Below are 24433 nucleotides of genomic sequence, written 5' to 3' on the forward strand. Positions count from 1 at the left end.
ACAGGAAGGTTAGCCCGTGAGTAAAACAAAGACCGACAAGACCGCCCCCGAGCTCGATACCCCGACCGATCTGTCGCCGGACGCCGTGAACAAGATTTCGACGGCGCTCAACACGCTGCTGGCTGATGCCTTTGCGCTGTACCTCAAGACCAAGAACTTCCATTGGCACGTCAGCGGCCGGCATTTTCATGACTACCACGAGATGCTGGATGAGCAGTCGGATGCGATCTTCGCCACCACGGACCAGCTGGCCGAGCGCGTGCGCAAGCTTGGCGGCACGACGCTGAAATCGATCAGCCAGATCAGCAAGCTGCAGACCATCAAGGACAACAATGAGGAGTATGTCCCCCCGCGCGAGATGCTGCGGGAGTTGATGGAAGACAACAAGCACATCGCCGCGGCAATGCGGAAGGCGCATGAGCTGTGCGACGACAACGACGATCCCGCCACCGCAGGTCTGCTCGAGAACTTCATCGACGAGACCGAGCGGCGCACCTGGTTCCTGTTCGAGGCCAGCCGCCAGGAAGGCAGCAACGCGGCGTAAGCTGCTCGCTGTAACATGATCTCAGGGGGCGCGCCGGGACCGACCGGCGCGTCTCTCATTCATGGCGTTGTGCGCCGCGTGCTGGACATCGGCGCGCCCACAGGCTCGCGTGTCAGAGCGCGTTGAGCGGCACCTTCAGGAAACGGCGTCCGCTCTCATCCGCGCTCGGCAATTGCCCAGCCTTCATGTTCACCTGCAGCGACGGAATGATCAGCTTGGGCATATCCAGCGTGCGGTCGCGTGCTTCGCGGGCTGCGACGAACTCGTCTTCGGTGATGCCGTCTCGCACATGGATGTTGTGCGCGCGCTGCTCGGCCACCGTCGTTTCCCAACGGATGTCGCGGCCGTTCGGGCCGTAATCGTGACACATGAACAGCCGCGTCGCCTCAGGCAGCTCGAGGACCCTGCGGATCGAGCGGTACAGCGTGCGGGCATCTCCGCCCGGAAAATCGGCCCGCGCCGAGCCGCCATCGGGCATGAACAATGTGTCGCCGACGAAGGCGGCATCACCGATGACGTGAGTCATGCAGGCCGGCGTGTGCCCCGGCGTATGCATCGTAAACGCCGTCATGCCGCCGATCCGGTAGGTGTCGCCGTCCTGGAACAGGCGGTCGAACTGGCTGCCGTCGCGCTGGAATTCGGTGCCCTCGTTGAAGATCTTGCCGAAGGTCTCCTGCACGATCCGGATGTTGGCGCCGATGCCGATCTTGCCGCCCAGCTTGGCCTGGATGTACGGCGCCGCCGACAGGTGATCGGCATGGACATGGGTTTCGATCAGCCATTCCAATTGCCAGCCGTTGTCCTGGATCAGGCGAATGATCTTGTCGGCCGACACAGGCGCGATGCGGCCGGATGCGTAATCGATGTCCATCACGGAATCGATCACGGCGCAGGCCGGCGAGCCGGGGTCCTTGACCACATAGCTGACCGTGTTGGTGGCCGGATCGAAGAACGGCGCGATGTCGGACTTCACTGACAGATCGACCGGATGCGGGATGCTGGACATGTGAACCTCCGCCAAAGCGTGTGTCTTGCTGATTCCGACTTGTTCATTCCGACAGCGCAACGCCGAGCGCCGGTTGGCGGTTCGCGAGCACGCGCGCGGCGGCCATCCCGACCATCATGGCGATGACGAACAGGGCGATCCCGGGCGAGCCGTAGCCCAGCGCGACGAAGGCCGGGCCGGGACAGATGCCGGCCAGGCCCCAGCCGATGCCGAAAATGGCGGGTCCCGTCGCGATTCGCCAATCCAATGTCTGCGCGTGCGGCAGATGGAAGCGGTCGTCGAGCACGGGGCGTTGCCGTCGGAAAACGAGCCGGAAGCCGATGAAGGCCGTGCCGACAGCGCCGGCCATCACGAAGAGCAGGCTGGGGTCCCAACCGCCGGAGCGGATCGCGGCGAGGTCGAGAAAGCTCAGCACCTTTTCCGGATTGGACATGCCCGAGAGCAGCAGCCCGAGCCCGAACACGATGCCGATGACGAACTGGACCAGAATGATCATGTCGGCCTCACATCACATGCCGCACGAGGAAGGTGGTCGCGACCGCGGTCGCCATGAACACCAGGGTCGCCACGATCGAGCGCGGCGACAGGCTGGCGATGCCGCAGACGCCGTGGCCCGAGGTGCAGCCATTGCCCCAGACCGCGCCGAAGCCGACCAGCAATCCCGCCAGCACGAGCGCCGTCGGGCCGGCCTGGAGGACGAGCGGTGGCAGGCTGCCTGTCGTCAGTCGCACCAGCAGGGTGGCGGCGACGAGACCGGCGATGAAGGCGAGCCGGCCGGCGAGCGTGCTGTCCCAAGGCGGCAGCAGCCGCGCGGCGATGCCGCTGACACCGGCGATCCGGCCGGTCAGGCCCATCATCAGGACGGCGGCGAGCCCGATCAGGGCGCCACCCGCAAGCGCGGTCAAGATTGGTTCGCTGATCATCGCTGTGCGGCCCTCGGCAGTCTGTGTGCGTTGCAATCCCTATTCATATGCATTATTGCTTATATACGAAATTAGAGAAGTAACAATCATGACAGCGCGGGTCGCACGCAAGGCCAAGGTACGCTCGGTGGTACGCTCGGTGGCCGAGGGGCTGGAGGACAAGGCGGAGGAGGCGGCGCGCCTGCTCTCGGCGATGGCCAACCCCAAGCGGCTCATGGTGCTGTGCAACCTGATCGACGGCGAGCGCGCCGTGGGAGAGCTTGCCGAGCAGGTGGGCTTGCGCCAGTCGGCGCTGTCCCAGCACCTCGCGATGATGCGCGCGCTCGATCTGGTCGCGACCCGGCGCGACGGCCAGACGATCTATTACCGCCTGGCGAGCGGAGAGGTTCGCGAGGTCCTGCAGACCCTGTATCGGCTGTATTGCGCCTGATCAGCGCGCGCGATGCCACAGGCGCGTGAGCGGACCGCTCGCGCCGCGCACCGGATCGGTCTCGGGCAGCGGCACGTTCGGGATCGACTGCAGAGCGCGCGCATGATTTTCCGGCGTTGGCCTCGTGACCTGCATCTTCGGCCCCGGCGGATAGGCGCCGACGATGCAGAAATCCGCGCTGGCGGAGATGCATTGGTGTCCGGTGCCGGCCGGCAGGATGGCCACGTCACCAGGTTTCAGCTCGAGCTCCCGTCCGTGATCGCCGCCGAAGCGCACCCGCGCCGTGCCGCTGGCGACGCCGAGCACCTCATGCACGGTCGCATGATAGTGCAGATAGTCGTAGACGCCGTTGCGCCACAGGTCGCCCCAGCCGTTGCGGCCGAACATACTCTCGATGCTTCCCGCGGGATCGTCGCGATCGAGAGTGACGGCCGCCCTGTAGACCAGGAACGGCATCGGATTGTTCGGCACCAGGCCGTCATCGGCAAACACGATGCTGATCGGCTCACTGCTGCCCGTGATCGTCGATGTCATGCGGGCTCCCAGCGGACCTCTCTCCCCCTCAACACGATCGGCGTCAGCAACGTTCCGGCAAGCCACGCCGAGCGGATTGACACCTCATGCCCGGCTGGATAGCGTTACAATAAGTAAGAATGAAGTCGGGAGGACTGTGTGCGGCTCGTCCGTAGTCGGCACGATACGAGATCTGCAATTCTGGGTTACCTGTGGTGCTCCGGCGGCTCCTTCCGGCCGGATCTGGCGCAGGGCGTCGCGCTGACCGAGGCCAGCATCTCACGCATCATCAGCGATCTGAAGACCGAGGGCGTCATCCAGGAGACAAGGCGCGCAGCGCCGTATCGCGGCGGACCCAGCCTGTTCGTCACCTTGAGCAGCGGCATTTCCGTCGCCGCAATCGAGGTCTCCAACAACCAGCTTTACGCCGCCGTCGGCACGCTGGCCGGCGAGACGCTGTACTCGGAGCGCTACGACCTGCCTGACGGCCTCGGCGCCGCCGCCGTCACGACGACGGTGACACAGGCGGTGCGCGAGCTCGCGGCCTGGGCCGTGCCACGCGGCCTCGTGCTGGAGCAGTTGGCCGTCTCGATCCCCGGCTATGATCCGGATCTGCGCGCCAGCCCGATCGTGCCGCTCGATGCCGAAGCGCTCGCCCACGTCCTGCAGCGCGAGCTGCCGGAGACGCCGGCGCGACTGACCAATTCGATGGTGGCTCGCGCCGTCGCGCATCGCCTGCAGATGGGAACGGGTGTGCTCGGCGGCTCGTATTTCTTCGTGTTCGTCGGTCACGGCGTCGGCGCGGCCATCGTCGACGAGCTCGCAGAAAGCGGCGATGTCGAGACCTGCGAGATCGGGCATGTCGTGATCGAGCGTGGCGGCCGCTGCTGTCGCTGCGGCCATGGCGGCTGCCTCGAACCCTATGTGTCGACCGTTGCGCTCGCCGACATTCTTCAGGTGCGGGAAAGCGAGCTGATCGGCCGCGGCGACCGCTGGCCGGATGACTTCAGCATCCCGGCGGCGGCGCGCGCAGAGATCAAGGCGCGTTTAGGCCTGCTGGGCCTTTCGATCGGCAACGCGCTCAATCTCAACCGCCAGCGCAATGTCGTGATTGCCGGATGGCCGGGGGCGCTGCCGGCCGAGGATCGCGCCGTGGTGATGGACGCCATCGGCGCATCGCGCCTCGGCGGCCTGCAGGGCATCGCGCTCAGCTTCGCGCCGGCGAGCCTCGGGCGCGAGCCGGTCTCCGGACTGGCGCTCGCCGCCTTCTCGTTCATCCGCCGCAGCGGCGCGCGCCGCAAGCAGCGGCAGCAATTGATCTCGAATTGACACACGTCGGCGGCCGTCACGTCCGACGATCAGGGGAGGGAAGCATGAAACCACATCACGTCCTGGCGGGCGCTCTGCTCTGCTTGGCAGCGGTGCTGCCGGCCACGTCCGCGCGCGCCGAAGCCGTGCTGAAGGTGAAGCCGTCGGGCGACCTCAAGGTGCTCGATCCGACCATCGCCGCGGATTCGATCGCGCGCAATTTCGGCTACATGATCTACGACACGCTGTTCACCGTCGACGACAGGCTGCAGGTCAAGCCGCAGATGGTCGACAGCTGGACCACCTCCGCCGACCGCAAGATCTGGACCTTCAAGCTGCGCGACGGGCTGGCATTCGGCGACGGGGCGAGCGTGACGGCGGAGGACGTCGTCGCCTCGCTCAAGCGCTGGAGCCAGGCTGATGCGATGGGGCAGATGCTCAATGCCCACGGCGCGGCCTGGGACGTCGTCGACGCCAGGACGTTCAGCCTGACTTTGAAGGAGCCCTGGGGCTTCGTCCTCGATGCGCTCGCCAAGCCGGGCGCACCGGTGCCGTTCATCGTTCCGGCGCGCGTCATCGCCGCGACTGCTGCCGGCCAGCCGCTTGCAGATCAGACCGGATCAGGTCCCTTCATCTTCAAGAAGGATGAATGGGTGCCGGGCTCCAAGCTGGTGTTCATCAAGAATCCGCATTACGTGCCGCGCGCCGAGCCGGCCTCGGGCCTTGCCGGCGGCAAGGTCGTCAAGTTCGACCGCGTCGAATGGCTGATCATTCCCGACCAGCAGACCGCGCTCGACGCGTTGAAGAAGGGTGAGCTGGATATCGCCGAGGACATTCCGACCGATCTCGTGCCGGTGGCGAAGGCCGGCAAGAACGTGGTCGTCTCCAACCAGGACGAGATCGGGGTGGCGCAGCAGATCCGCCTCAACTCGACCCAGCCGCCCTTCGACAATCCCGCCATCCGCCGCGCCGCCCTGCTGGCCGTCAATCCGCAGGACTACATCGAGGCCTGGGGCGGCGGCGAGGGCGGGCTCATCAAGGCCTGCAAGTCGTTCTACATCTGCGCCTCGCCCTACTACACGGAGGCCGGCTTTCCGTCCTTCGATCTGGAGAAGGCGAAAACGCTGCTGCGCGAGAGCGGCTATGACGGCACGCCCGTCGTGATCCTCGATGCCTCGGAGAATGCGCAGATCCATCCCGCGAGCCTGGTCGCCGAGCAGCAGCTCAAGGCGGCCGGTTTCAAGGTCGATGTCCAGGCGATGGACTGGGCAAGCGTCGTCAGCCGCCGCGCCAAGAAGGAGCCGGTCGGGCAGGGCGGCTGGTCGATCTTCATCTCCGGCCCCGGCGGCCTCGACATGATGCTGCCGATCAGCCATCTCGGCCTGCGCTCGAACTGCGACAAGGCCTGGTTCGGCTGGCCCTGCGATGCCGAGATCGAGAAGCTGCGCAGCGCGTTCGGCGATTCCGCCGACATGGCCGAGCGCAAGGCGCTGGCCGAGCAGATCCAGCAGCGCGCCGTGCAGACGGTGCCGTACATTCCGATTGCGGTGGCCTATCAGTTCCGCGCGGCGCGCGCGGATCTGGTGGGAATCCTCAATCCGCCGGCGCCGGTGTACTGGAACGTCTCCCGCAAGTGAGACGGCGCGGGGCTAGCCCTTCGGCAGCTCGAACACCAGGCACGTCGTAGTCGCGTGCGCCAGCAGCCGGCCCTGCTTGTCGATGATGCGTGCTTCGGCCGTCGCCGCGCGGCGGCCGAATGATAGCGTGGTGCCTTCGGTCCGCACCACGCCCGTGGTCTTTGTCATCGCCTTGATGAAGGAGATCTTGAACTCGAGCGTGGTGTAGCCGCTGCCCTGCGGGCAGCGCGTGTGGACGGCGAGCCCCATCGCCGAGTCCAACAGGATCGCAGCATAGCCGCCGTGCACGGATCCGATCGGATTGTAGTGCCGCAGGCCGGGCACGCTGTGCATCACGACATGGCCGGGCTCCGCGGTGCAGTCGAACGGCGCGACCGTGTGCATGATCGGCGGCTGCGGCAACGTCCCGGCAAAGATGCCGCGCACGAAATCGAGCCCGGGCATCGAGGCCAGCACCGACACCGGGACGACCCCGTAGCCTTCGCCCACATCCGCTTCGCTCATATCATTCTCCCTATAAATGATGATCATCATACAAAGAGCGCGGACGCAACGCGAGCGCAAACGCTGGCTGGATGATCACGAAATCATGGGTAAAAAGAAGTGATGGGCAAAAAAATGCCCGGGAGCGACCCGGGCATTCGATCTCTTAAGCGCTCAGCGTCAGGCCGCGCTGCGCTTCTTCTCGCGCATCAGCTCGGCGAAGCGCTGGAACAGGTAATGCGAGTCGCGCGGGCCGGGCGAGGCCTCCGGGTGGTACTGCACCGAGAACACCGGCTTGCCTTCCAGCGCGATGCCGCAGTTCGAGCCGTCGAACAGCGAGATGTGCGTCTGGGTCGCGCCGGCCGGCAGGGTGTCCTGGTCGACCGCGAAACCGTGGTTCATCGAGGTGATCTCGACCTTGCCGGTGGTCTCGTCCTTGACCGGATGATTGGCGCCGTGATGACCCTGATGCATCTTCTTGGTCTTGGCGCCGACCGCGAGGCCGAGCATCTGGTGACCCAGGCAGATGCCGAAGGTCGGCGTGCCCGAGGCGATCACCTGCTGGATGACGGGCACGGCATATTTGCCGGTCGCGGCGGGATCGCCGGGTCCGTTGGACAGGAACACGCCGTCCGGCTTCATCGCCATGATGTCCTCGGCGGAGGTCGTCGCCGGCACCACCGTCACCTTGCAGCCGACTCCGGCGAGCAGGCGCAGGATGTTGCGCTTGATGCCGTAGTCGATGGCGACGACGTTGAACTCCGGCTTGGTCTGGTGGCCGAAGCCCTCGTTCCACACCCAGGGGGTCTCGTCCCAATTGAAGCGCTGCGCCGAGGTGACCATCGGCACGAGGTCCATGCCCTCGAGGCCCGGCCATTCCCGCGCTTCCTTCTTCAGGGCATCGAGATCGAATTTGCCGTCCTTTGAGTGCGCGATGACGGCATTCGGCATGCCCTTGGAGCGGATCAACGCGGTCAGCGCGCGGGGTGTCGATGCCCGACAGGCCGATGATGCCGCGTGCGCGCAGCCACTGGTCGAGATGCCGGCTGGCGCGGTAGTTCGAGGGATCGGTGATCGCGGTGCGCAGGATCACCCCGCGCGCGCCCGGCGTCGCCGCCATGTTCACCGTCTCGATATCCTCGTCGTTGGTGCCGACATTGCCGATATGCGGGAAGGTGAAGGTGATGAGCTGGCCGGCATAGGAGGGATCGGTCAGGATCTCCTCATAGCCGGTCATCGCGGTGTTGAAGCAGACCTCGCCCACGGCATGGCCTTCGGCGCCGAGGCCGTAGCCTTCCAGCACCGTTCCATCGGCGAGCACGAGGAGCGCGGTCGGTTTATGGTCCGGCCAGGCGGCGTCAGTATCGATGTGTGTCATGAGGCCCCTACATAGTGGGGCAAGCGCCCGGCGTCAAAGCGGGAAGCGGCCGATTCACACGCGATTTCGGTCAATTTGCGCGGAGAATGGCCCGGTTTCGGCGCGGACACCCGGAACGGATGCGGAACCGAGTTGTCTCAAATGGGCGAACCGCCTAGACCAGCCGCCAATTGAATTCGAGAGGGCGAGATCATGCTGCGCGACGACATCAACAATGCGGTCAAGGAGGCGATGAAGGCCAAGGACGAGCGCAAGCTCTCCACCCTTCGCATGGTCAACTCGACCCTGAAGAACGCCGACATCGCCGCCCGCGGCGAGGGCAAGCCGCCGCTCACCGACGCCGACGTGCTCGCGGTGCTGCAGAAAATGATCAAGCAGCGCCAGGAGTCGGTCGAGCTGTACGAAAAGGGCGGCCGCGCCGAGCTCGCCGCCAGCGAGCGCGAGGAGATCGCGGTGATCTCCGCCTATCTGCCGAAGCAGATGAGCGACGACGAGGTGAAGTCGGCGATCTCGGCCGCGGTGGCCGAGACCGGCGCCGCCGGCATGAAGGACATGGGCAAAGTGATAGCCGTGCTGAAGGCGAAGTACACCGGCCAGATGGACTTTGCGAAGGCGAGCGGCCTGGTGAAGGCCGCGCTGACGGGCTGATCTGCTGCCGACTGTTGCGCGAAAGCGTCCCGCAAACGCGGTGCGCTCCCTCTCCCCGTTCTTACGGGGAGAGGGTTGGGGTGATGGGCAGCCACGCGCACCGACCGTGCGGAGAGCCCCCTCACCCGGATTGCATCTGACGATGCAATCCGACCTCTCCCCGCAGGCGGGGAGAGGTAAGAGACCGAGCCGGCGCTTGAACTAACAACCGAGAGGGAAACGCCTCCGCCATGCTTCAGGAAACGTCCGACTACGACCAACTGTATCGCGACTTCCGCTGGGACATCCCGGCGCAGTTCAATATCGCCGCCGCGACCTGCGATCGCCACGCCGACGGCTCGGGCCGCCTCGCGCTGATCGTCGTCGAGGAGGACGGCGCCGCACGCCGCGTGTCGTTCGACGAATTGCGGGACTATTCCTGCCGCTTCGCCAATGTGCTGAAGGCCGACGGCCTCGCCCAGTGCGATCGCGTCGCGGTGTTCCTGTCGCAATCCCTGGAGCTGCCGATCGTCCATCTCGCCGCGTTCCGCGCCGGCCTTGTCTCTGTGCCGCTGTTCACGCTGTTCGGCGAGGACGCGCTGCAATTCCGGCTGCAAAACTCCGGCGCCAAGGTCGTGGTCACCGACACCACGGGCCTCGCCAAGCTCGCCCGCATTCGCGACCAGTTACCGGAGCTCAAGACGATCTACGTCATCGACGGCGAGGGCAGCGGCGCCCGGCCGTTCTGGCCGACATTGGAACGCGCCTCCGCTCAGTTTCCGACCGTCGCCACCTCGAGCGACGATCCCGCGATCATCATCTACACCTCGGGCACGACCGGAAATCCCAAGGGCGCGCTGCACGCCCATCGCGTGCTGCTCGGCCATCTGCCGAACGTCCAGATGGTGCACGGCTTCCTGCCGAAGCCCGGCGATATGATGTGGACGCCGGCGGACTGGGCCTGGATCGGCGGACTGTTCGATGCGCTGTTTCCGGCCTGGTATCATGCCGTGCCCGTGGTGGGCTATCGCGCGAAGAAGTTCGTGCCGCAGGCGGCGATGCAGCTGATGGCGGACTATCACGTCCGCAATGTCTTCCTGCCACCGACCGCGCTGAAGCTGATGCGCCAGGCCAACGTCAAGCACCACGGCGTGAAGCTGCGCAGCATCCTCACCGGCGGCGAGTCGCTCGGCGCCGAGCTGCTGGACTGGGTGCGCGCGACCTTCGGCATCGATGCGCACGAGATCTACGGCCAGACCGAGTGCAATCTCGTCGTCGGCAACAACGCAAAGCTGTTTCCGATTCGGCCGGGCTCGATGGGCAAGGCGACGCCGGGCTTCGAGGTGCTGATCGTCAACGACAGAGGCGAGGAGCTGCCGCGCGGCGACCGCGGCATCATCGGCGTACGCCAGCCCAATCCCTGCACCATGATTGAATATTGGCGCAATCCGGAGGCGACGGCCAAGAAGTTCGCGGGCAACGTGCTGCTGACCGGCGATCTCGGCACCCAAGATGAGGACGGCTATTTCTGGTATGCGAGCCGCGAGGATGACGTCATCACCTCGGCCGGCTACCGCATCGGCCCCGCCGAGATCGAGGACACGTTGCTCAAGCATCCGGCGGTGGCGCTCGCTGCCGTCGTCGGCATTCCCGATCCCGTGCGCACCGAGGCGGTGAAGGCGTGGATCGTGCTGCGACCCGGCTTCGTTGCGAATGACACGCTGTCGCGTGAGATCCAGGACTTCGTCAAGGTGAAGCTCGCCGGGCACGAATACCCGCGGCATGTGGAGTTCACCGACAGCCTGCCGATGACGGCCACGGGCAAGGTGCTAAGGCGGGAGTTGCGGGCGCGGGGGTAGTAAGGGGACATCCTTTTGAGGCACGGTCGCGCGGCCTGCTTACCTCTCCCCGCGTGCGGGGAGAGGTCGGATTGCATCGAAGATGCAATCCGGGTGAGGGGGGACAGGTCTAACCACGTACACTTCTCGTGCGGCTGCCCCTCACCCCAACCCTCTCCCCGCAAGTGCGGGGCGAGGGAGTCGACCGCCCGTGCTGCTACGGACTCATCCTTACTGGATGTAGATCACTCCTGCGCCGTCGCATTTTGCCCACAAGTTGAAATTGAAATTCGCACCCTCCCGCTGTTAGCATCCTCCCTAATAAAAACGTGCAGGAGGGACCGCCGATGACCGCATCCGTCTCGGGACGCACCGATCCCGTGGTGCGCCGCATCACCACGGCCGACATTGCCGAGGCCTTGACCCAGGGCTTGCGCGATTTCCAGGCGCAGCCATTGTTCGGGCTCGCCTTCGGCCTGATCTACGTGCTGGGCGGCATCAGTATCGTGCTGTGCGTGACCGCCTTCGGCATGGTCTATCTCGCTTATCCCCTGGCCGCAGGCTTTGCGCTGATCGGCCCGTTTGTCGCCATCGGCCTCTACGAGGTCAGCCGCCGCCGCGAGCTCGGCCAGCCGATCTCCTATGGTGCGATCTGGCGCACGATCACCTCCCGTGCCGAGATCGCCTGGATGGCGTTCGTCACCGTGTTCTTCTTCGTCATCTGGATGTACCAGATCCGGCTCCTGATCGCGCTGCTGCTCGGGCTCAACGCGTCGTTCTCCAGCTTCAAGGAGTTCATGACGGTGGTGTTGACCACCAATGAGGGCCTGCTGTTCCTCGCGATCGGCAATCTCGACGGCGCCGCGCTGTCGCTGGTGCTGTTCTCGCTGACCGTCGTGTCGTTTCCGCTGCTGCTCGACCGTGATGTCGATTTCGTCACCGCGATGATCACCAGCGTGCGCGCGGTCGTGGCCAGCCCGGGGCCGATGATCGGCTGGGCCGCCGTCATCACTGTGCTGCTGATCGTCTCGGCGTTGCCGTACTTTCTCGGCCTGCTCGTCACCGTGCCGGTGCTGGGCCATGCCACCTGGCACCTCTATCGCCGCATCGTCGCGCCGGCGTGACGACGAGAGCTGGCCGGGACGAAGGTCGGATGGTCGTCAGGCGCGCCGCCGCGTAGGCTTCTTGCAAGGCGCGGCGGGCCGTCGGATGCCCGATCAGCGCGACCACCGGGGATGGATGATGCCGGACAACATCGCCTTATTCTCCACCATCATCCTGCTGCTGCCGATGTTCTATCTGCTGCTGGCCGCGCCGGCCTTCCTGCTGGTGCGGCTCGACATCGCGCCGGTGACGAGCCTCTTGCGCGGCATGTTCGCGTCCTACTTCGTGGCGCTGGCGATTGCGGGCAGCATCGGCACGCTCGCGGTTCTGGCGGATGGCCGACCGCTTCTGGCCCTCGGCCTCGCCGCGGTCGCCGGCTTCGCGCTGCTCTCGCGCCGCTGGTTTCTGCAACGCATGGACGCCCGCATCCGCGACCGCGATTCCGGCGATACAAGCGCCGTGCGCCGCCTGCGCCTGTTGCACTGGGGCGGCATGCTGAGCAACGCGGTCCAGGTCGGCGGCGTATTGGCCTGCATCCCACAAATCGCGGCGGTGTCCTAGACGACGTCGTCGCTACGGCATCCCGACTCCCAGCGCCTTCATGGCCGCGAGCATGCGCGCGGGCGGCGCCATTCGGACGGCGAGCGGCTTGCCGGTTTCGAGCAGGCTCTTGAGGCTCGACAGGATTGCCGGCCAGCCCTGGCGTCCGCCGGACAGGATGTCGTCCGACAGCGGCCGTTCATGCGCTTCGGTCATGGTGAGGCGCACGGTGTCGCCGGCCGCTTCGATCTCATAGGTGACGAGCGTGTGGCCGAGCGCCTCGACGAGGCCTGGCCAGTTGACGTCCCAGGTGATCGTCAGCCGCCGCCGAGGCTCGCACACGATCACCTCGCCACTGATGTGCTCCGAGCCATCGGGTGCGCGGACGATGAAGGCACCGCCGGTGCGCAACTCCGCCTCCACCGCGAAGCCGAAGAAATATTGCCGGCTGAACTCGGCGGAGGTCAGCGCCTCCCAGACCTTCTCCGGCGTCGCGGCGATGTAGATCGTGTAGACGGTCTCCGGCTTGAACTTGGAAATGTCGATCGTGGTGCTGCCCGGCTCAGTCATCGCTGTCCTCCAATCGCGTCTTCAAATCGTCGAGCGCAGCCATTCTGTCGTGCTCGAACTTCTTGATCCAGCGCGCGCCGATCCGATGGATCGGCACCGGATTGAGAAAATGCAGCTTCTCGCGGCCGTGTCTGATCGTCGTGACGAGGTTGGCCATTTCGAGAATCGCAAGATGCTTGGTCACGGCCTGCCGCGTCATCGCGAGGCCGTCGCACAGCTCGGTCAGGGTCTGTCCGTTCCGCGAATGAAGCCTGTCCAGCAACGCCCGCCGCGATGCATCCGCCAGCGCCTTGAAGACCTCGTCCATGCCCGCTTAATATGCAACCAAAAGGTTGCTCGTCAAGGACTGCAGTGGCGGCCTGGGTCAGCTTGTTTGTACCGGGATGATGCGGCTCGCTCGGTGCACCTCTCCCCGCCCTTTTGCGGGGAGAGGTCGGATTGCGCAGCAATCCGGGTGAGGGGCATGGCACGGACGGCGCCCAGATCGCGGTCCATCGGACGGGCACAGCGAAGGCGCATCGATCGAAGCGCCTGATTACTAAAGTACGGAGCAAACCGAGATTAGCTCATCGCACGTCAGCGACACCACCCGTGCGGTGCCCCTCCCCCCAACCCTCTCCCCGTGAAGAACGGGGAGAGGGAGCGCGCCGTTGCTGCGGCCGCAGCTCGGGTCCCAAAAGCGATCCATGCTCAATCATGCCGTCCAAGCTCAATCAACCGAGGCTTCCCTCCGAAGGCATGTCGTGCATTAGTGATCACATCCATCCGCACCGAGTCCCTCCATGTCCCTGCAACTCTATCTCGCCTTCATCGCCGCCTGCATTGCGCTGGCGCTGTTGCCCGGGCCCGTGGTGACGCTGCTGATCGCCAACGGCCTGCGCCATGGAACCCGCGCTGCGCTGATCAACATCGCCGGCGTGCAGACGGGGCTTGCGATCGCGATCGGGATCGTCGCGATGGGCCTGACGACGCTCATGGCGACGATGGGCTATTGGTTCGAATGGGTGCGCCTGATCGGCGCGGCCTATCTGGTGTGGCTGGGCATCCAGCTGATCCGCTCGCCGGTCGAAGGCATCGCCGAAGGCGAGGCGCCGCCTCCGCCGCCGCGCGGCGGCTTCTTCCTGCAGGGCCTCGTGGTGCTGCTGTCGAACCCGAAGGTGATGGTGTTCTTCGGCGCCTTCCTGCCGCAGTTCATGGACATGAGCCGGGATCACGTGCCGCAAGTCGGACTGCTCGGCGTCACCTTCATGGTGGTCGCCGGCCTCACCGATGCGGTCTATGCACTGCTCGCCGGCCGCGCGCGGAAAATGTTCTCCGCCAGGCGCACCCGCCTGGTCTCACGCATCTCCGGCGGCTTCATGATCGGCGGCGGCCTGTGGCTGGCGCTGACTCGGGCGCGGTGAGACTGCAATCGCCGGCCGGTGTCGCGCTTACTCGACGAGTCGCGGCTTCGGTCGGAATTCGAGTCCGGCGTAGACCTCGCGAAGCTCGAGCGTGACGTTCAGCTTCTTCAGCTCAATCACCGCCTCGATTCCCCTGAGCACGACATCCGTCCAGGTGCCGTGCGGCTCGCGTGAATAGAGATGGACGTTGGGGCTGTCGGTGTCGACGAACAGAATGTAGTCGAGACAGGGGAGCGCCTGATATTCGGCCAGCTTGACCGTCACGTCGAAGCCGCCGGTCGTCGGCGACAGCACCTCGACCAGCAGCGCCGGCCGGTCCGCCACCAGCGAGTCGTCATCGGGCTTGCCGCAATCGACGCCGAGATCGGGCATGCGACGGGTCGATGGTGAGGTGACCACGTAGGTGTCGCCGGTGAAGGTCTGGCACGGGCCGCCTCTGGTCTGGGCGTGCAGCGCCGCGGTCAGGTTGACGACGATCGCGTCGTGGCGCCGGCCAGCACCGGCCATCATGACGACGTCGCCATCGACAAGCTCGTAGCGCTCATCTTGCGCTTTCACCCAGGAAAAGAACTGTTCGGGCGTCACCGCCGCCGGGCCGATCTTGATGTTCATGCGAGAGCGCCTGTTCGGCTGAACTATAGGCGAGCCGGTCGGCATGTGAAAGCATCGCCCCGGCCTGGATCCGAGCTCCCGTCGACGCTGTCCGTGGCCTACAGGCTGATCGTGCCTTGCACCACCGGCGCGACGTCGCCACCGACCCAGATCGTCTCGCCGTCCTGGGCGACGTGCACGCGGCCGGCGCGGCCGAGCACGGTGCCCTGCGACGCGACATATTGCTTCGGAGCAATTCCGGCGCCGATCAGCCATTGCGCCAGACTTGCATTGAGGCTGCCCGTGACGGGATCCTCGACGCCGCTCCAGGTGAAGGCGCGGACTTCGAACTGCGCGTCGTCCCCGTCCTTTGCAGGGTCCCATGGCGCGACGACGCCGACCGGCTGCTGCGAGAGGGCGAGCACGTTGAACTTGATGTTCAGCAGCTCCTGGCGCGAGTCGATCAGCACGCCGATCCAGCCCGGGCCGTTGTCGATCCACTGCACCGCGCGCATGGCGCTCGTCTCGATGCCGAGGGCGGCTGCGATCCTGCTAGTGAGCTCGGCATCGACGGCGCCGGAGCGCTTGAGCGGCGGCGCCGCGAACGCCAGTCTGTCGCCGTCGCGCTTGATGCGCACGAGACCCGCGCCGCATTCCTGCACGACGTATTCGCCTTTCGGCCGGCCGCCGAGCGCGAGCCAGACATGGGCGGAGCCCAGCGTCGGATGGCCTGCAAAAGGCAGCTCGCGCTGTGGCGTGAAGATGCGCACGCGGTAATCAGCGCCTGGATTTTGGGCGCGCGAGAGAAAGGTCGTCTCGGACAGATTGGTCCAGTTGGCGATCGCCTGCATCGCCGCATCGTCGAGGCCGTCGGCCTCGGCGATCACGGCAAGCGGGTTGCCCTTGAAGGGGACTGCGGAGAACACGTCGACTTGCTGAAATGGAAGCGTCGGCATGACGGTTCTCCTCGAGGTCGTCGTCAGTCGCGCCAGAACGGCTTGTTGGCCTCGTCGTGAACGACAGTCGGATCAAGTCCGCAGTCGCGCATCTGCTCGGCGTCGAGCAGCGCGAGTTCCGAGCGCCAGAACAGACGCTGCAGCCACAGCTGGGGGACCTGGAGCAAATTGCTCTTTCCTTGAGCAACTTGCGGAGTTGCCCAACGCTGCGCCAGGGAATATGCCATGAGTCACCTATTGGTCTTCGATTGCGTTGTTCGAAGAGCAATCGCGCAGTACATATCTCGGTGCAATCGAAACATTGCTCTCGGTGCAATATAGCATGAATGCTTCGTATACGACCCTGGTGGACGACATCGCCGAGGAGATCGCGCAGGGCCGGCTGAAGGCCGGCGACCGGCTGCCGCCGCAGCGCCAGTTCGCCTATGAGCGGGGAATTGCCGCATCCACAGCAGCCCGCGTCTATGCCGAATTATTGCGCAGGGGTCTCGTGGTGGGCGAGGTTGGCCGCGGCACCTTCGTCGCCGGCGAGCCGGTGCCGGTCCCGCCGTCGTTGCGGCTGGAGGCGTTCGACGGCCGCATCGATCTCGAGTTCAATTTTCCGACGCTGCCCGATCAGGCGGCACTGATCGCGAAATCGCTCGCCGCCTGGCAGAGGCCGGAGAAGCTCGCGCCGGTGCTGGCCCCGATCACCCAGCGCCGGCTGGTCGAGGCCGGGCGCACCGCCGCGGCCTTCTTCGCCGGCGATCGCTGGCGGCCGCGCGCGGAGAATTTCGTGTTTGCCGGCAGCGGCCGTCAGTCGCTGGCCGCCGCGATTTCGGCGCTGGTGCCGGTCGGCGGCCGGCTCGGCGTCGAGGCCGTGACCTACCCGATGATCAAGGGCATCGCCGCGCGGCTCGGCGTCACCCTGGTGCCGCTGGCGATGGACGCCGAGGGCGTCCGCCCGGACGCGCTGACCAAGGCCCATCGCACCAGCGCGTTGAACGCGATCTACATCCAGCCGGTCATGCAGAATCCGCTGGGCCTGACGATGAGCGAGGCGAGACGCGAGGAGATCGTGCGACTCGTGCGCAAGCACGACCTGATGATCATCGAGGACCTCGTCTACGGCTTCCTCAGCGACCAGGTCTCGCTGTCGGCGCAGGCCGAGGAGCGTGTCATCGTGGTCGACAGCCTCGCCAAGCGTCTCGCGCCGGGCATCGCCGTCGGCTTCCTCTACGTGCCGTCGCATCTGCGCGAGAAATTCGCCGCGACCGTGCGCACCGGCGCGTGGTCGGTGACCTCGCTGGCACTGGCCGCCGGCATGGGCCTGCTCGCCGACGGCACCGCCGCCGAGATCACCCGGCGCAAGCGTGCCGACGCCGTGGTGCGCCAGGCGATCGTCGCCGAGTGCCTGGCCGGCCATCGCATCGATGCCGATCCGCGCTCCTATCACGTCTGGCTGCATCTGCCGGAGGGCTGGCGCGCCGAGGCGCTGACGGCCGCGGCGGCGCGCGCAGGCATCGCGATCACGCCGGCGAGCGCGTTCGCGGTGGCCCATGGCCACTCACCGAATGCTGTGCGGCTGGCGCTGGGCCTGCCGAGCCATGATGATCTGCGCACGGCGCTATGGCGGCTCGCCGGCCTGCTGTCGCACCACGACGCATCGGACATGACGGAGTAGCGAGCCGCCGCTGCTGCTCACCGTCATTCCGGGGCAAGGCCGCAGGCCTTGAACCCGGAATCCCGAGACGGTCGGCGCTGCTGCTCGACAAGTGCGAGGACTAGGCCAGCCCCTTGCTGCGCAGCTCAGTCTCGATCTCGCCGAGGATGCGGACCAGCCGCTCGGCCCAGATCTGCTGGCGCTCGGGCGCGGCGATTTCGTCCTGCCGGATCTCGATGCCCGAATTGATCAGCCCGCGGCCTTCGCCGTGCACGGGAATGGTGTAGTCGGTGCCGTTGCCGACAGCATAAGGCTGGTTGTCGCCGACGACGAGATCGGGCTCGGCGCGCAGCGCCTTCAGCAGCAGTGGCGGCAGCACCTTGTCGTGCTGATACAGCGTGCCGATGTGCCAGGGCCGGGCGATCCCCGCATAAACAGGCGTGAAGCTGTGCAGCGAGACGAGGATGGTTGGCCGTCCCGCCGCCTTGCGGGCATCGAGCACGGCGGTGATGCGGTCGTGATAGGGCTCGAAGACCGCGCGGCGACGGAGCTCGGCGTCCTCATGCGTGAGGCCCTCGTTGCCCGGAATGGTGGTGCGCTCGCTGATCATCGGAATCGAATTCGGCGCGCCCGGCGAGCGGTTGCAGTCGATGACGAGCCGCGAATAGCGTTGCGCCACCAGATGCGCATCGAGCGCGCGCGACACCTGCTCGGCCACCCCGGCGATGCCGATGTCCCAGGCGATGTGCCGCTCCAATTCGCTTTCGGGCAAACCGAGATCGCCGAGCGCGCGCGGCAGGAGCCGGCCGTAATGATCGCAGGTGATGAACAGGGCCGAGGCGCCGCCTTCGTTCTGCTCGATCACGGGGGAGGGCTCGTCGGACAGCAGCAGATGGCGCGGCTCGGTGCCAGGAATGGTCGTGGTCTGGTTCATTTTGCCTCTACGGAGCGGCCAACCCCGCGAGCCGGCCCTCGCGCGTCAGCGGCAAATCAGTCGATCACCCGACGATGCCGATTGCAGCCGATGGCGCAACCCAGAAATGCGCGAGCCCGGTCCATCCCTGTTGATCCCCGCCGGCGGTCGCATCGCGCGGCAAAGTCGGATAGAGACGGGCCATGACCCCCGATCTGCTCTTCGTCTACGGCACCTTGATGCGCGGCTTCGACCATCCGATGGCGCGGCTGTTGTCGGCCAATGCCGATTTCGTGGCCGAGGCCCACTGCCGCGGCCGGCTGTACCGCATCCAGCATTATCCCGGGCTGGTCTTGTCGGACGATACGGCCGATGTCGTTCATGGCGAGTTGTTCCGGCTGCATCAGCCCGCGCCGATGCTGCGCGAGTTCGACATGTACGAGGCCTGCGGCGAGGGATTTGCGCAGCCGACCGAATATGTGCGCCAGCGCCTCGGCGTCACGCTGGCCGACGGCTCGGTCCGCGAGGCCTGGACCTACGTCTACAATTGGTCGGTGGACGAGGCCGCCCGCATCGCCTCGGGCCGGTTCCTGGCGCCGTAACGGCGCGTTCGCTGCGTGCAGCCTGTGAATAGCCCTGATAAGGCCAAGGAAGTTCACATTTCGTACACGGCTGCCTATATGCGTAAGTCCACCCCCACCGGACCTCAACGCCGCCCATGGCCCGCTTCACGCCCGAATTTCTCGATGAGCTGCGCGCCCGGCTTCCGGTCTCGGATGTCGTCGGCAAGCGCGTGAAGCTCAAGAAGGCCGGGCGGGAGTGGAAGGGGTTGTCGCCGTTCCAGCAGGAGAAGACGCCGTCCTTCTACGTCAACGACCAGAAGGGTTTTTATCACGACTTCTCCTCCGGCAAGCACGGCAACATCTTCGACTTCGTGATGGAGACCGAAGGCTGCTCGTTCCCGGAAGCCGTCGAGCGGCTGGCGGGGATCGCCGGCCTGGCACTGCCGGTGGCGACGCCGGATGCGGCGCGCGAGGCGCGGCAACGCAAGACGCTGTATGACGTCATGGAGCTGGCGGCGAAATTCTTCGCCGACACCTTGGCCTCGCGACACGGCGCAAGAGCGCGGGGCTATCTCGCCGATCGCGCGATCCTGCCGCAGACCCAAGTTCAGTTCCGGCTGGGCTACGCGCCGCCGGATCGCTTCGCGCTGAAGGAATATCTCGGCGCGCAGGGCGTGCCGGTGAACGACATGGTCGAGGCCGGGCTGCTGATCGGCGGAGAGGACATTCCGGTCCCGTACGACCGCTTCAAAGACCGCGTGATGTTCCCGATCACCGACCTGCGTGGCCGCGTCATCGCCTTCGGCGGCCGCGCGCTGCAGAAGGACGTGCCGGCGAAATATCTCAACTCGCCGGAGACGCCGCTCTTCCACAAGGGCGACAACCTCTACAATCTCGCCAGCGCCCGCCAGGCCGCCCATAACGGCGCGCCGATGATCGTCGTCGAGGGCTATGTCGACGTCATTGCCCTCGTCGCTGCCGGCTTTGCCGGTGCCGTGGCGCCGCTCGGCACCGCGCTGACCGAGAGCCAGCTCGCGCTGATCTGGAAGATGGTCGACGAGCCGATCCTCTGCTTCGACGGCGACCGCGCCGGCCAGAAGGCGGCGTACCGGGCCGCAGACATCGCTTTGCCGCATCTCAAGCCGGGAAAAAGCCTGCGCTTCGCGCTGCTGCCCGAGGGCCAGGACCCGGACGACCTCGTCCGCTCCGGCGGCCGCGGCGCGGTCGAGGAGGTGCTCAAGGTCGCCAAGCCGCTCGCCGAGGTGATCTGGTCGCGCGAGATCGAGGGCGGCAGCTTCAATACCCCGGAGCGGCGCGCCGCGCTGGAGGCGCGGATCGGCCAGCTCACCGGCGGCATCGCCGACGAGGTGGTGCGGAGATACTACAAGCAGGACCTCAGCGATCGGCTGTACCGCGCGTTCGCGCCCGACGGCGGCAGGGGCTTCGGCCGCGGCTTCGGTGCCGAATCAGGACGCCGGTTTGGCCCGCGCAGTCCCGGTTCCGGACAACAGGGGCGGTTATCCACAGGAGGCGGCCGCCGCGGCGGGCCGCAATCCACAGGCCCGGCGATGGCCCGCGGGCCCTACATGGCGGCGAGTCCGCAGCTCGCCATGAGCCCGATCATGCGCGGCCAGCGCTCGGCGATCTCGCGCCGCGAGGCGCTGATCCTGCAATGCCTGATCAACCATCCCTGGATCCTGCACGACCACCTCGAGGAGGTCGCAGCATTGGAACTTGCCCACCCCGAGGCGCACAAGCTGCGCGCCGCCATTATCGCTGCCTTCGCCCACGACCACCATCATTCGCCGGATCCGGACGAGCAGGCCGAGAAGATGCGGGCCGACCTGGAGAAAGGAGGCTTTTCCGAGCTTCTTCAACGGGTTGAGCGCGCGATCACGACCGCCGCGGTGTGGGCCGCCAAGCCCGGCGCCGCGCGAGATGACGTTCTTGCGACCTGGCACCAGCTCGTTGCCTTGCATCGGCAATGGCACTCATTACTTAGGGAATTGAAGGATGCCGAGCTTGCCTTGGGCGAGGAGCCGAGCGAGCCGAACATGGGCTGGTTGAGGGACGTGAAGGCCAGGATGGCCGAGATGGACGGCACCGAAGCGCTGATCGAAGGCTTCGGGGAACTGTCCGGACGTACCAATCGCAACGTGTGAAAATCGGGCCCGGCGCCCTGTCATGGACGAGCACATTTTGGTCTGGTCTGCCCGAGCGGGATCAGGTCCGCGCGAAAAGACTCGCCAAATCCATGGTTTGGCTGCAAAAACAGGGTTAATCGAAGTTTAAGAGGTCCGGGGCATTTTCTGCAAGTGATGGGTTGGTTTCGCTGTCGGATACCACGCCGGTAATTGGGCGCCGGATTCGATTGCAAAACCGGTATCGCTTTTGCAAGAAACGCGCGCCGGTCCGAAAACGGGACGACACCAGCGTAGGACGAGACGAGCGAAAGACCTTTGGGGGTGGCGACGTGAGATGTGCGCCGCCCTTTCCGCGTCGACAACAGTTTGAGTAGAGCAGGCGGGCGCCGCGATGCCAAGGGCGAAGATGCCACGGGCGAAGCGGGCGCGTTTCGGGAGCAATGAATGGCCACGAAGGCAAAGACGCTGCAGGTGAAGGACAAGGAAAAGGACGACAAGGCGGCCGACGCTCCCGAAAAGGACGCCGCCGATGCGCCTTCGCCGTTGCTCGACCTGTCGGACGCCGCCGTCAAGAAGATGATCAAGCAGGCCAAGAAGCGCGGCTTCGTGACCTTTGATCAGCTCAACGAAGTGCTGCCTTCCGACACCACCTCGCCGGAACAGATCGAAGACATCATGTCGATGCTGTCCGACATGGGCATCAACGTGACCGAGGCCGAGGAGGCCGACGAGTCCGAGGAGAAGGACGACGGCGAGGACGAGACCGACAACGAGCTCGTCGAGATCACGCAGAAGGCCGTTACCGAGGTCAAGAAGTCGGAGCCCGGCGAGCGCACCGACGATCCCGTGCGCATGTATCTGCGCGAGATGGGCACCGTCGAATTGCTCTCGCGCGAGGGCGAAATCGCGATCGCCAAGCGCATCGAGGCCGGCCGCGAAGCGATGATCGCGGGCCTTTGCGAAAGCCCGCTGACCTTCCAGGCCATCATCATTTGGCGCGACGAGCTCAATGAAGGCAAGATCTTCCTTCGCGACATCATCGATCTCGAAGCCACCTATGCCGGCCCGGAGTCCAAGGGCGGCATGAACCCGCAGATCGCCGGGCCCGCGAACGGCGAGGCGGCCGCAGGCGAGGGCGGTGAGATCCAGGCGGCCGTTGCTGCGCCGCCGGCGGCGCCGCAGCAGGCCACGCCGTTCCGTGCCGCGCCGAACGGCGCGCCCGCCGAGGAGAAGGATCCCGGCGAGGCGGCGGCCGAAGCCGACATGGACGACGACGAGTTCGAGAACCAGATGTCGCTCGCCGCCATCGAGGCCGAGCTGAAGCCGAAGGTCGTCGAGACCTTCGACAAGATCGCGTCCGAGTACAAGAAGCTGCGCCGCCTGCAGGAGCAGGACATCGCCAACCAGCTGCAGAGCGAGTCGCTGTCGCCCTCGCAGGAGCGCAAGTACAAGAAGCTCAAGGACGAAATCATCGTCGAGGTGAAGTCGCTGCGCCTCAACCAGGCCCGCATCGATTCGCTCGTCGAGCAGCTCTACGACATCAACAAGAAGTTGGTCTCGTTCGAGAGCCGGCTGATGCGGCTCGCCGACTCCCACGGCGTCGCCCGTGAGGACTTCCTGCGCAACTACCAGGGCTCGGAGCTCGATCCGCGCTGGCTGAACCGCGTCTCCAAGCTCTCCGCCAAGGGCTGGAAGAACTTCGTCCATTACGAGAAGGACCGCATCAAGGATCTGCGCCAGGAGGTGCAGTCGCTGGCTGCGCTCACGGGTCTGGAGATCGGCGAATTCCGCAAGATCGTGCACTCCGTGCAGAAGGGCGAGCGCGAGGCCCGTCAGGCCAAGAAGGAGATGGTGGAAGCCAACCTCCGTCTCGTGATCTCGATCGCCAAGAAGTACACCAACCGCGGCCTGCAGTTCCTCGACCTGATCCAGGAAGGCAACATCGGCCTGATGAAGGCGGTCGACAAGTTCGAGTACCGCCGCGGCTACAAGTTCTCGACCTACGCCACCTGGTGGATCCGGCAGGCGATCACCCGTTCGATCGCCGACCAGGCCCGCACCATCCGCATCCCCGTGCACATGATCGAGACGATCAACAAGATCGTCCGCACCTCGCGCCAGATGCTGAACGAGATCGGCCGCGAGCCGACCCCGGAGGAGCTCGCCGAAAAGCTCGGCATGCCCTTGGAGAAGGTGCGCAAGGTCCTCAAGATCGCCAAGGAGCCGCTGTCGCTCGAAACCCCCGTGGGTGACGAGGAGGACAGCCACCTCGGCGACTTCATCGAGGACAAGAACGCGATCCTGCCGATCGACGCCGCCATCCAGTCGAACCTGCGCGAGACGACGACCCGTGTGCTCGCCTCGCTGACCCCGCGCGAAGAACGCGTGCTCCGCATGCGCTTCGGCATTGGCATGAACACCGACCACACGCTGGAAGAAGTGGGTCAGCAGTTCTCGGTGACCAGAGAGCGTATCCGCCAGATCGAGGCGAAGGCGCTGCGCAAGCTGAAGCACCCGTCGCGGTCGCGGAAGCTGCGGTCGTTCCTGGATAATTGATCGCCCTTCGGGCAGACGTCATTGCCGGGCTTGACCCGGCAATCCATCAGATGATGACGGCGGGCCGAAAGGTTCGCCGTTTTTATGTGTGGCCGGCAATGATGCCAGGATTCGAAAGACATGCGCTGATGTCCTCAACCCTGTTCGCGACCGTGCGCCTGCTCGAGAAGCTCGGCCACCGCTTCTTCATCGAACGAACGCGACCCGATACAATCCGACTCTCCATGACGTTGGTGGGCGAGCGGATGGAAATTGACGTGTTCGAAGACGATCACCTCGAATTCAGCCGCTTCCGCGGAGACGAGAGTGTCGAAAGTGGATATGATGAGCTGATGCGCATTTTGCAGTCTCAGACAAGCGACGCCTAACTAATTGCTCTATCAATCTCTGTGCTTCCGCTAATATATCCGTCGCTCTCCATGATGCAGGCGTCGAACGGTGGGCAAAGGTGGGCCCGCAGCGTATCGGCTCGTGCTGTTGCTTGCTGCGCTGTGCCCACCGCCCACGCGCTGCACTCCTGACGGTGGGCACGCGCCGCGCGGCGTCGCCTTGCCCACCCTACGACTCATGAGGCTGCTCGTGCGCTTTGAGATACAGCGCCCTCTCCCCTTGCGGGAGAGGGCGCATTCATGGGCACCTCGCTGCCTCATCGTTCTAATGTCTTGTATCGCCGCGATTCAGACGATCGCATCGACGACATGGGGCTTGATGACGGTGACAATGCACTAATCTCCCATGGCCCATAGTCGCAGACTGGTCTGGTC

The 24433-nt window shown here is 65.6% G+C and carries 25 protein-coding genes and 1 pseudogene; 14 read left to right on the forward strand and 12 right to left on the reverse strand.

Annotated features, from left to right (window positions below):
- Nucleotides 1-16: 16 nt before the first annotated feature.
- Nucleotides 17-544: a Dps family protein gene (locus ACVILH_RS12590; RefSeq protein ID WP_456713162.1), complete on the forward strand. Its 528-nt coding sequence runs from the start codon at nucleotides 17-19 to the stop codon at nucleotides 542-544.
- Between the two features lie 112 nt (nucleotides 545-656).
- Here the strand turns inward: ACVILH_RS12590 and ACVILH_RS12595 are convergent, their stop codons facing one another.
- The 3 genes from ACVILH_RS12595 to ACVILH_RS12605 are packed head-to-tail and all read right to left on the reverse strand — an operon-like array spanning nucleotide 657 to nucleotide 2473.
- A complete protein-coding gene (locus ACVILH_RS12595) occupies nucleotides 657-1550 on the reverse strand; it encodes an MBL fold metallo-hydrolase (protein ID WP_456713163.1) in 894 nt (297 codons plus the stop codon).
- Between the two features lie 43 nt (nucleotides 1551-1593).
- Complete coding sequence (locus ACVILH_RS12600; protein ID WP_456713164.1) at nucleotides 1594-2046, reverse strand: DUF6691 family protein; 453 nt, start codon at nucleotides 2044-2046, stop codon at nucleotides 1594-1596.
- A 7-nt stretch (nucleotides 2047-2053) separates the two neighbouring features.
- A complete protein-coding gene (locus ACVILH_RS12605; protein ID WP_456713165.1) occupies nucleotides 2054-2473 on the reverse strand; it encodes a YeeE/YedE family protein in 420 nt (139 codons plus the stop codon).
- 88 nt (nucleotides 2474-2561) lie between these two features.
- Here ACVILH_RS12605 and ACVILH_RS12610 point away from each other — a divergent pair, with 88 nt between their 5' ends.
- Nucleotides 2562-2903, forward strand: coding sequence for an ArsR/SmtB family transcription factor (locus tag ACVILH_RS12610; RefSeq protein ID WP_456713166.1), 342 nt, complete (start codon nucleotides 2562-2564; stop codon nucleotides 2901-2903).
- Here the strand turns inward: ACVILH_RS12610 and ACVILH_RS12615 are convergent, their stop codons facing one another.
- On the reverse strand, nucleotides 2904-3437 hold the full coding sequence (locus ACVILH_RS12615) for a cupin domain-containing protein (protein ID WP_456713167.1): 534 nt from the start codon (nucleotides 3435-3437) through the stop codon (nucleotides 2904-2906). It abuts the gene before it with no gap.
- Between the two features lie 138 nt (nucleotides 3438-3575).
- Between ACVILH_RS12615 and ACVILH_RS12620 the strand changes: the two genes are divergently transcribed.
- Together ACVILH_RS12620 and ACVILH_RS12625 are read left to right on the forward strand one after the other, a co-directional pair.
- A complete protein-coding gene (locus ACVILH_RS12620) occupies nucleotides 3576-4745 on the forward strand; it encodes an ROK family transcriptional regulator (protein ID WP_456713168.1) in 1170 nt (389 codons plus the stop codon).
- Nucleotides 4746-4789: 44 nt separating this feature from the next.
- Nucleotides 4790-6361, forward strand: coding sequence for an ABC transporter substrate-binding protein (locus tag ACVILH_RS12625; protein WP_456713169.1), 1572 nt, complete (start codon nucleotides 4790-4792; stop codon nucleotides 6359-6361).
- Between the two features lie 12 nt (nucleotides 6362-6373).
- Here the strand turns inward: ACVILH_RS12625 and ACVILH_RS12630 are convergent, their stop codons facing one another.
- Nucleotides 6374-6865: a PaaI family thioesterase gene (locus ACVILH_RS12630; protein WP_456713170.1), complete on the reverse strand. Its 492-nt coding sequence runs from the start codon at nucleotides 6863-6865 to the stop codon at nucleotides 6374-6376.
- 159 nt (nucleotides 6866-7024) lie between these two features.
- A pseudogene (gene carA / locus ACVILH_RS12635) lies at nucleotides 7025-8222 on the reverse strand (glutamine-hydrolyzing carbamoyl-phosphate synthase small subunit).
- Nucleotides 8223-8414: 192 nt separating this feature from the next.
- Here carA and ACVILH_RS12640 point away from each other — a divergent pair.
- The 4 genes from ACVILH_RS12640 to ACVILH_RS12655 all read left to right on the forward strand — a co-directional run bounded on the left by ACVILH_RS12640 (nucleotide 8415) and on the right by ACVILH_RS12655 (nucleotide 12352).
- Entirely contained in the window at nucleotides 8415-8870 is a 456-nt protein-coding gene (locus tag ACVILH_RS12640) for a GatB/YqeY domain-containing protein (RefSeq protein WP_456713171.1), read from the forward strand.
- A 230-nt stretch (nucleotides 8871-9100) separates the two neighbouring features.
- Complete coding sequence (locus ACVILH_RS12645; RefSeq protein WP_456713172.1) at nucleotides 9101-10708, forward strand: acyl-CoA synthetase; 1608 nt, start codon at nucleotides 9101-9103, stop codon at nucleotides 10706-10708.
- 326 nt (nucleotides 10709-11034) lie between these two features.
- Nucleotides 11035-11811 (forward strand): DUF2189 domain-containing protein, encoded by a 777-nt coding sequence (locus ACVILH_RS12650; protein WP_456713173.1) that lies wholly within the window; start codon nucleotides 11035-11037, stop codon nucleotides 11809-11811.
- Between the two features lie 118 nt (nucleotides 11812-11929).
- Complete coding sequence (locus tag ACVILH_RS12655) at nucleotides 11930-12352, forward strand: hypothetical protein (RefSeq protein WP_456713174.1); 423 nt, start codon at nucleotides 11930-11932, stop codon at nucleotides 12350-12352.
- 12 nt (nucleotides 12353-12364) lie between these two features.
- Here the strand turns inward: ACVILH_RS12655 and ACVILH_RS12660 are convergent, their stop codons facing one another.
- Nucleotides 12365-12901: an SRPBCC family protein gene (locus ACVILH_RS12660; protein WP_456713175.1), complete on the reverse strand. Its 537-nt coding sequence runs from the start codon at nucleotides 12899-12901 to the stop codon at nucleotides 12365-12367.
- Nucleotides 12894-13208 (reverse strand): ArsR/SmtB family transcription factor, encoded by a 315-nt coding sequence (locus tag ACVILH_RS12665; protein WP_456713176.1) that lies wholly within the window; start codon nucleotides 13206-13208, stop codon nucleotides 12894-12896. The genes ACVILH_RS12660 and ACVILH_RS12665 overlap by 8 nt, the downstream gene beginning before the upstream one ends.
- 475 nt (nucleotides 13209-13683) lie before the next feature.
- Between ACVILH_RS12665 and ACVILH_RS12670 the strand changes: the two genes are divergently transcribed.
- Nucleotides 13684-14304 carry a LysE family translocator gene (locus ACVILH_RS12670; protein WP_456713177.1) on the forward strand — a complete coding sequence of 207 codons (621 nt, stop codon included), beginning with the start codon at nucleotides 13684-13686 and terminating at the stop codon, nucleotides 14302-14304.
- Between the two features lie 27 nt (nucleotides 14305-14331).
- Here ACVILH_RS12670 and ACVILH_RS12675 read toward each other — a convergent pair whose 3' ends face one another.
- The 3 genes from ACVILH_RS12675 to ACVILH_RS12685 all read right to left on the reverse strand — a co-directional run bounded on the left by ACVILH_RS12675 (nucleotide 14332) and on the right by ACVILH_RS12685 (nucleotide 16018).
- Nucleotides 14332-14916 carry a Uma2 family endonuclease gene (locus tag ACVILH_RS12675; RefSeq protein WP_456713178.1) on the reverse strand — a complete coding sequence of 195 codons (585 nt, stop codon included), beginning with the start codon at nucleotides 14914-14916 and terminating at the stop codon, nucleotides 14332-14334.
- 98 nt (nucleotides 14917-15014) lie between these two features.
- Nucleotides 15015-15851: a PhzF family phenazine biosynthesis protein gene (locus ACVILH_RS12680; protein WP_456713179.1), complete on the reverse strand. Its 837-nt coding sequence runs from the start codon at nucleotides 15849-15851 to the stop codon at nucleotides 15015-15017.
- A gap of 23 nt (nucleotides 15852-15874) precedes the next feature.
- Entirely contained in the window at nucleotides 15875-16018 is a 144-nt protein-coding gene (locus tag ACVILH_RS12685; protein WP_008961913.1) for a DUF1127 domain-containing protein, read from the reverse strand.
- Between the two features lie 86 nt (nucleotides 16019-16104).
- On the opposite strand from ACVILH_RS12685, the gene ACVILH_RS12690 reads away from it, so the two are divergent.
- Nucleotides 16105-17514: an aminotransferase-like domain-containing protein gene (locus tag ACVILH_RS12690; RefSeq protein WP_456713180.1), complete on the forward strand. Its 1410-nt coding sequence runs from the start codon at nucleotides 16105-16107 to the stop codon at nucleotides 17512-17514.
- Nucleotides 17515-17614: 100 nt separating this feature from the next.
- On the opposite strand, the gene ACVILH_RS12695 is transcribed toward ACVILH_RS12690, so the two are convergent.
- Nucleotides 17615-18427 carry an N-formylglutamate amidohydrolase gene (locus ACVILH_RS12695; RefSeq protein WP_456713181.1) on the reverse strand — a complete coding sequence of 271 codons (813 nt, stop codon included), beginning with the start codon at nucleotides 18425-18427 and terminating at the stop codon, nucleotides 17615-17617.
- 182 nt (nucleotides 18428-18609) lie between these two features.
- Here ACVILH_RS12695 and ACVILH_RS12700 point away from each other — a divergent pair, with 182 nt between their 5' ends.
- From ACVILH_RS12700 to ACVILH_RS12715, 4 genes are all read left to right on the forward strand, one after another.
- Nucleotides 18610-19008 (forward strand): gamma-glutamylcyclotransferase family protein, encoded by a 399-nt coding sequence (locus ACVILH_RS12700; protein ID WP_456713182.1) that lies wholly within the window; start codon nucleotides 18610-18612, stop codon nucleotides 19006-19008.
- Between the two features lie 116 nt (nucleotides 19009-19124).
- Nucleotides 19125-21131: a DNA primase gene (gene dnaG, locus ACVILH_RS12705; protein WP_456713183.1), complete on the forward strand. Its 2007-nt coding sequence runs from the start codon at nucleotides 19125-19127 to the stop codon at nucleotides 21129-21131.
- Between the two features lie 426 nt (nucleotides 21132-21557).
- Nucleotides 21558-23669 carry an RNA polymerase sigma factor RpoD gene (rpoD, locus tag ACVILH_RS12710; protein ID WP_456713184.1) on the forward strand — a complete coding sequence of 704 codons (2112 nt, stop codon included), beginning with the start codon at nucleotides 21558-21560 and terminating at the stop codon, nucleotides 23667-23669.
- Nucleotides 23666-24037 (forward strand): hypothetical protein, encoded by a 372-nt coding sequence (locus tag ACVILH_RS12715; RefSeq protein ID WP_456713185.1) that lies wholly within the window; start codon nucleotides 23666-23668, stop codon nucleotides 24035-24037. Before rpoD ends, ACVILH_RS12715 begins: the two co-directional genes overlap by 4 nt.
- Nucleotides 24038-24433 lie beyond the last annotated feature (396 nt).

The organism is Bradyrhizobium sp. USDA 4353, from assembly GCF_054063215.1.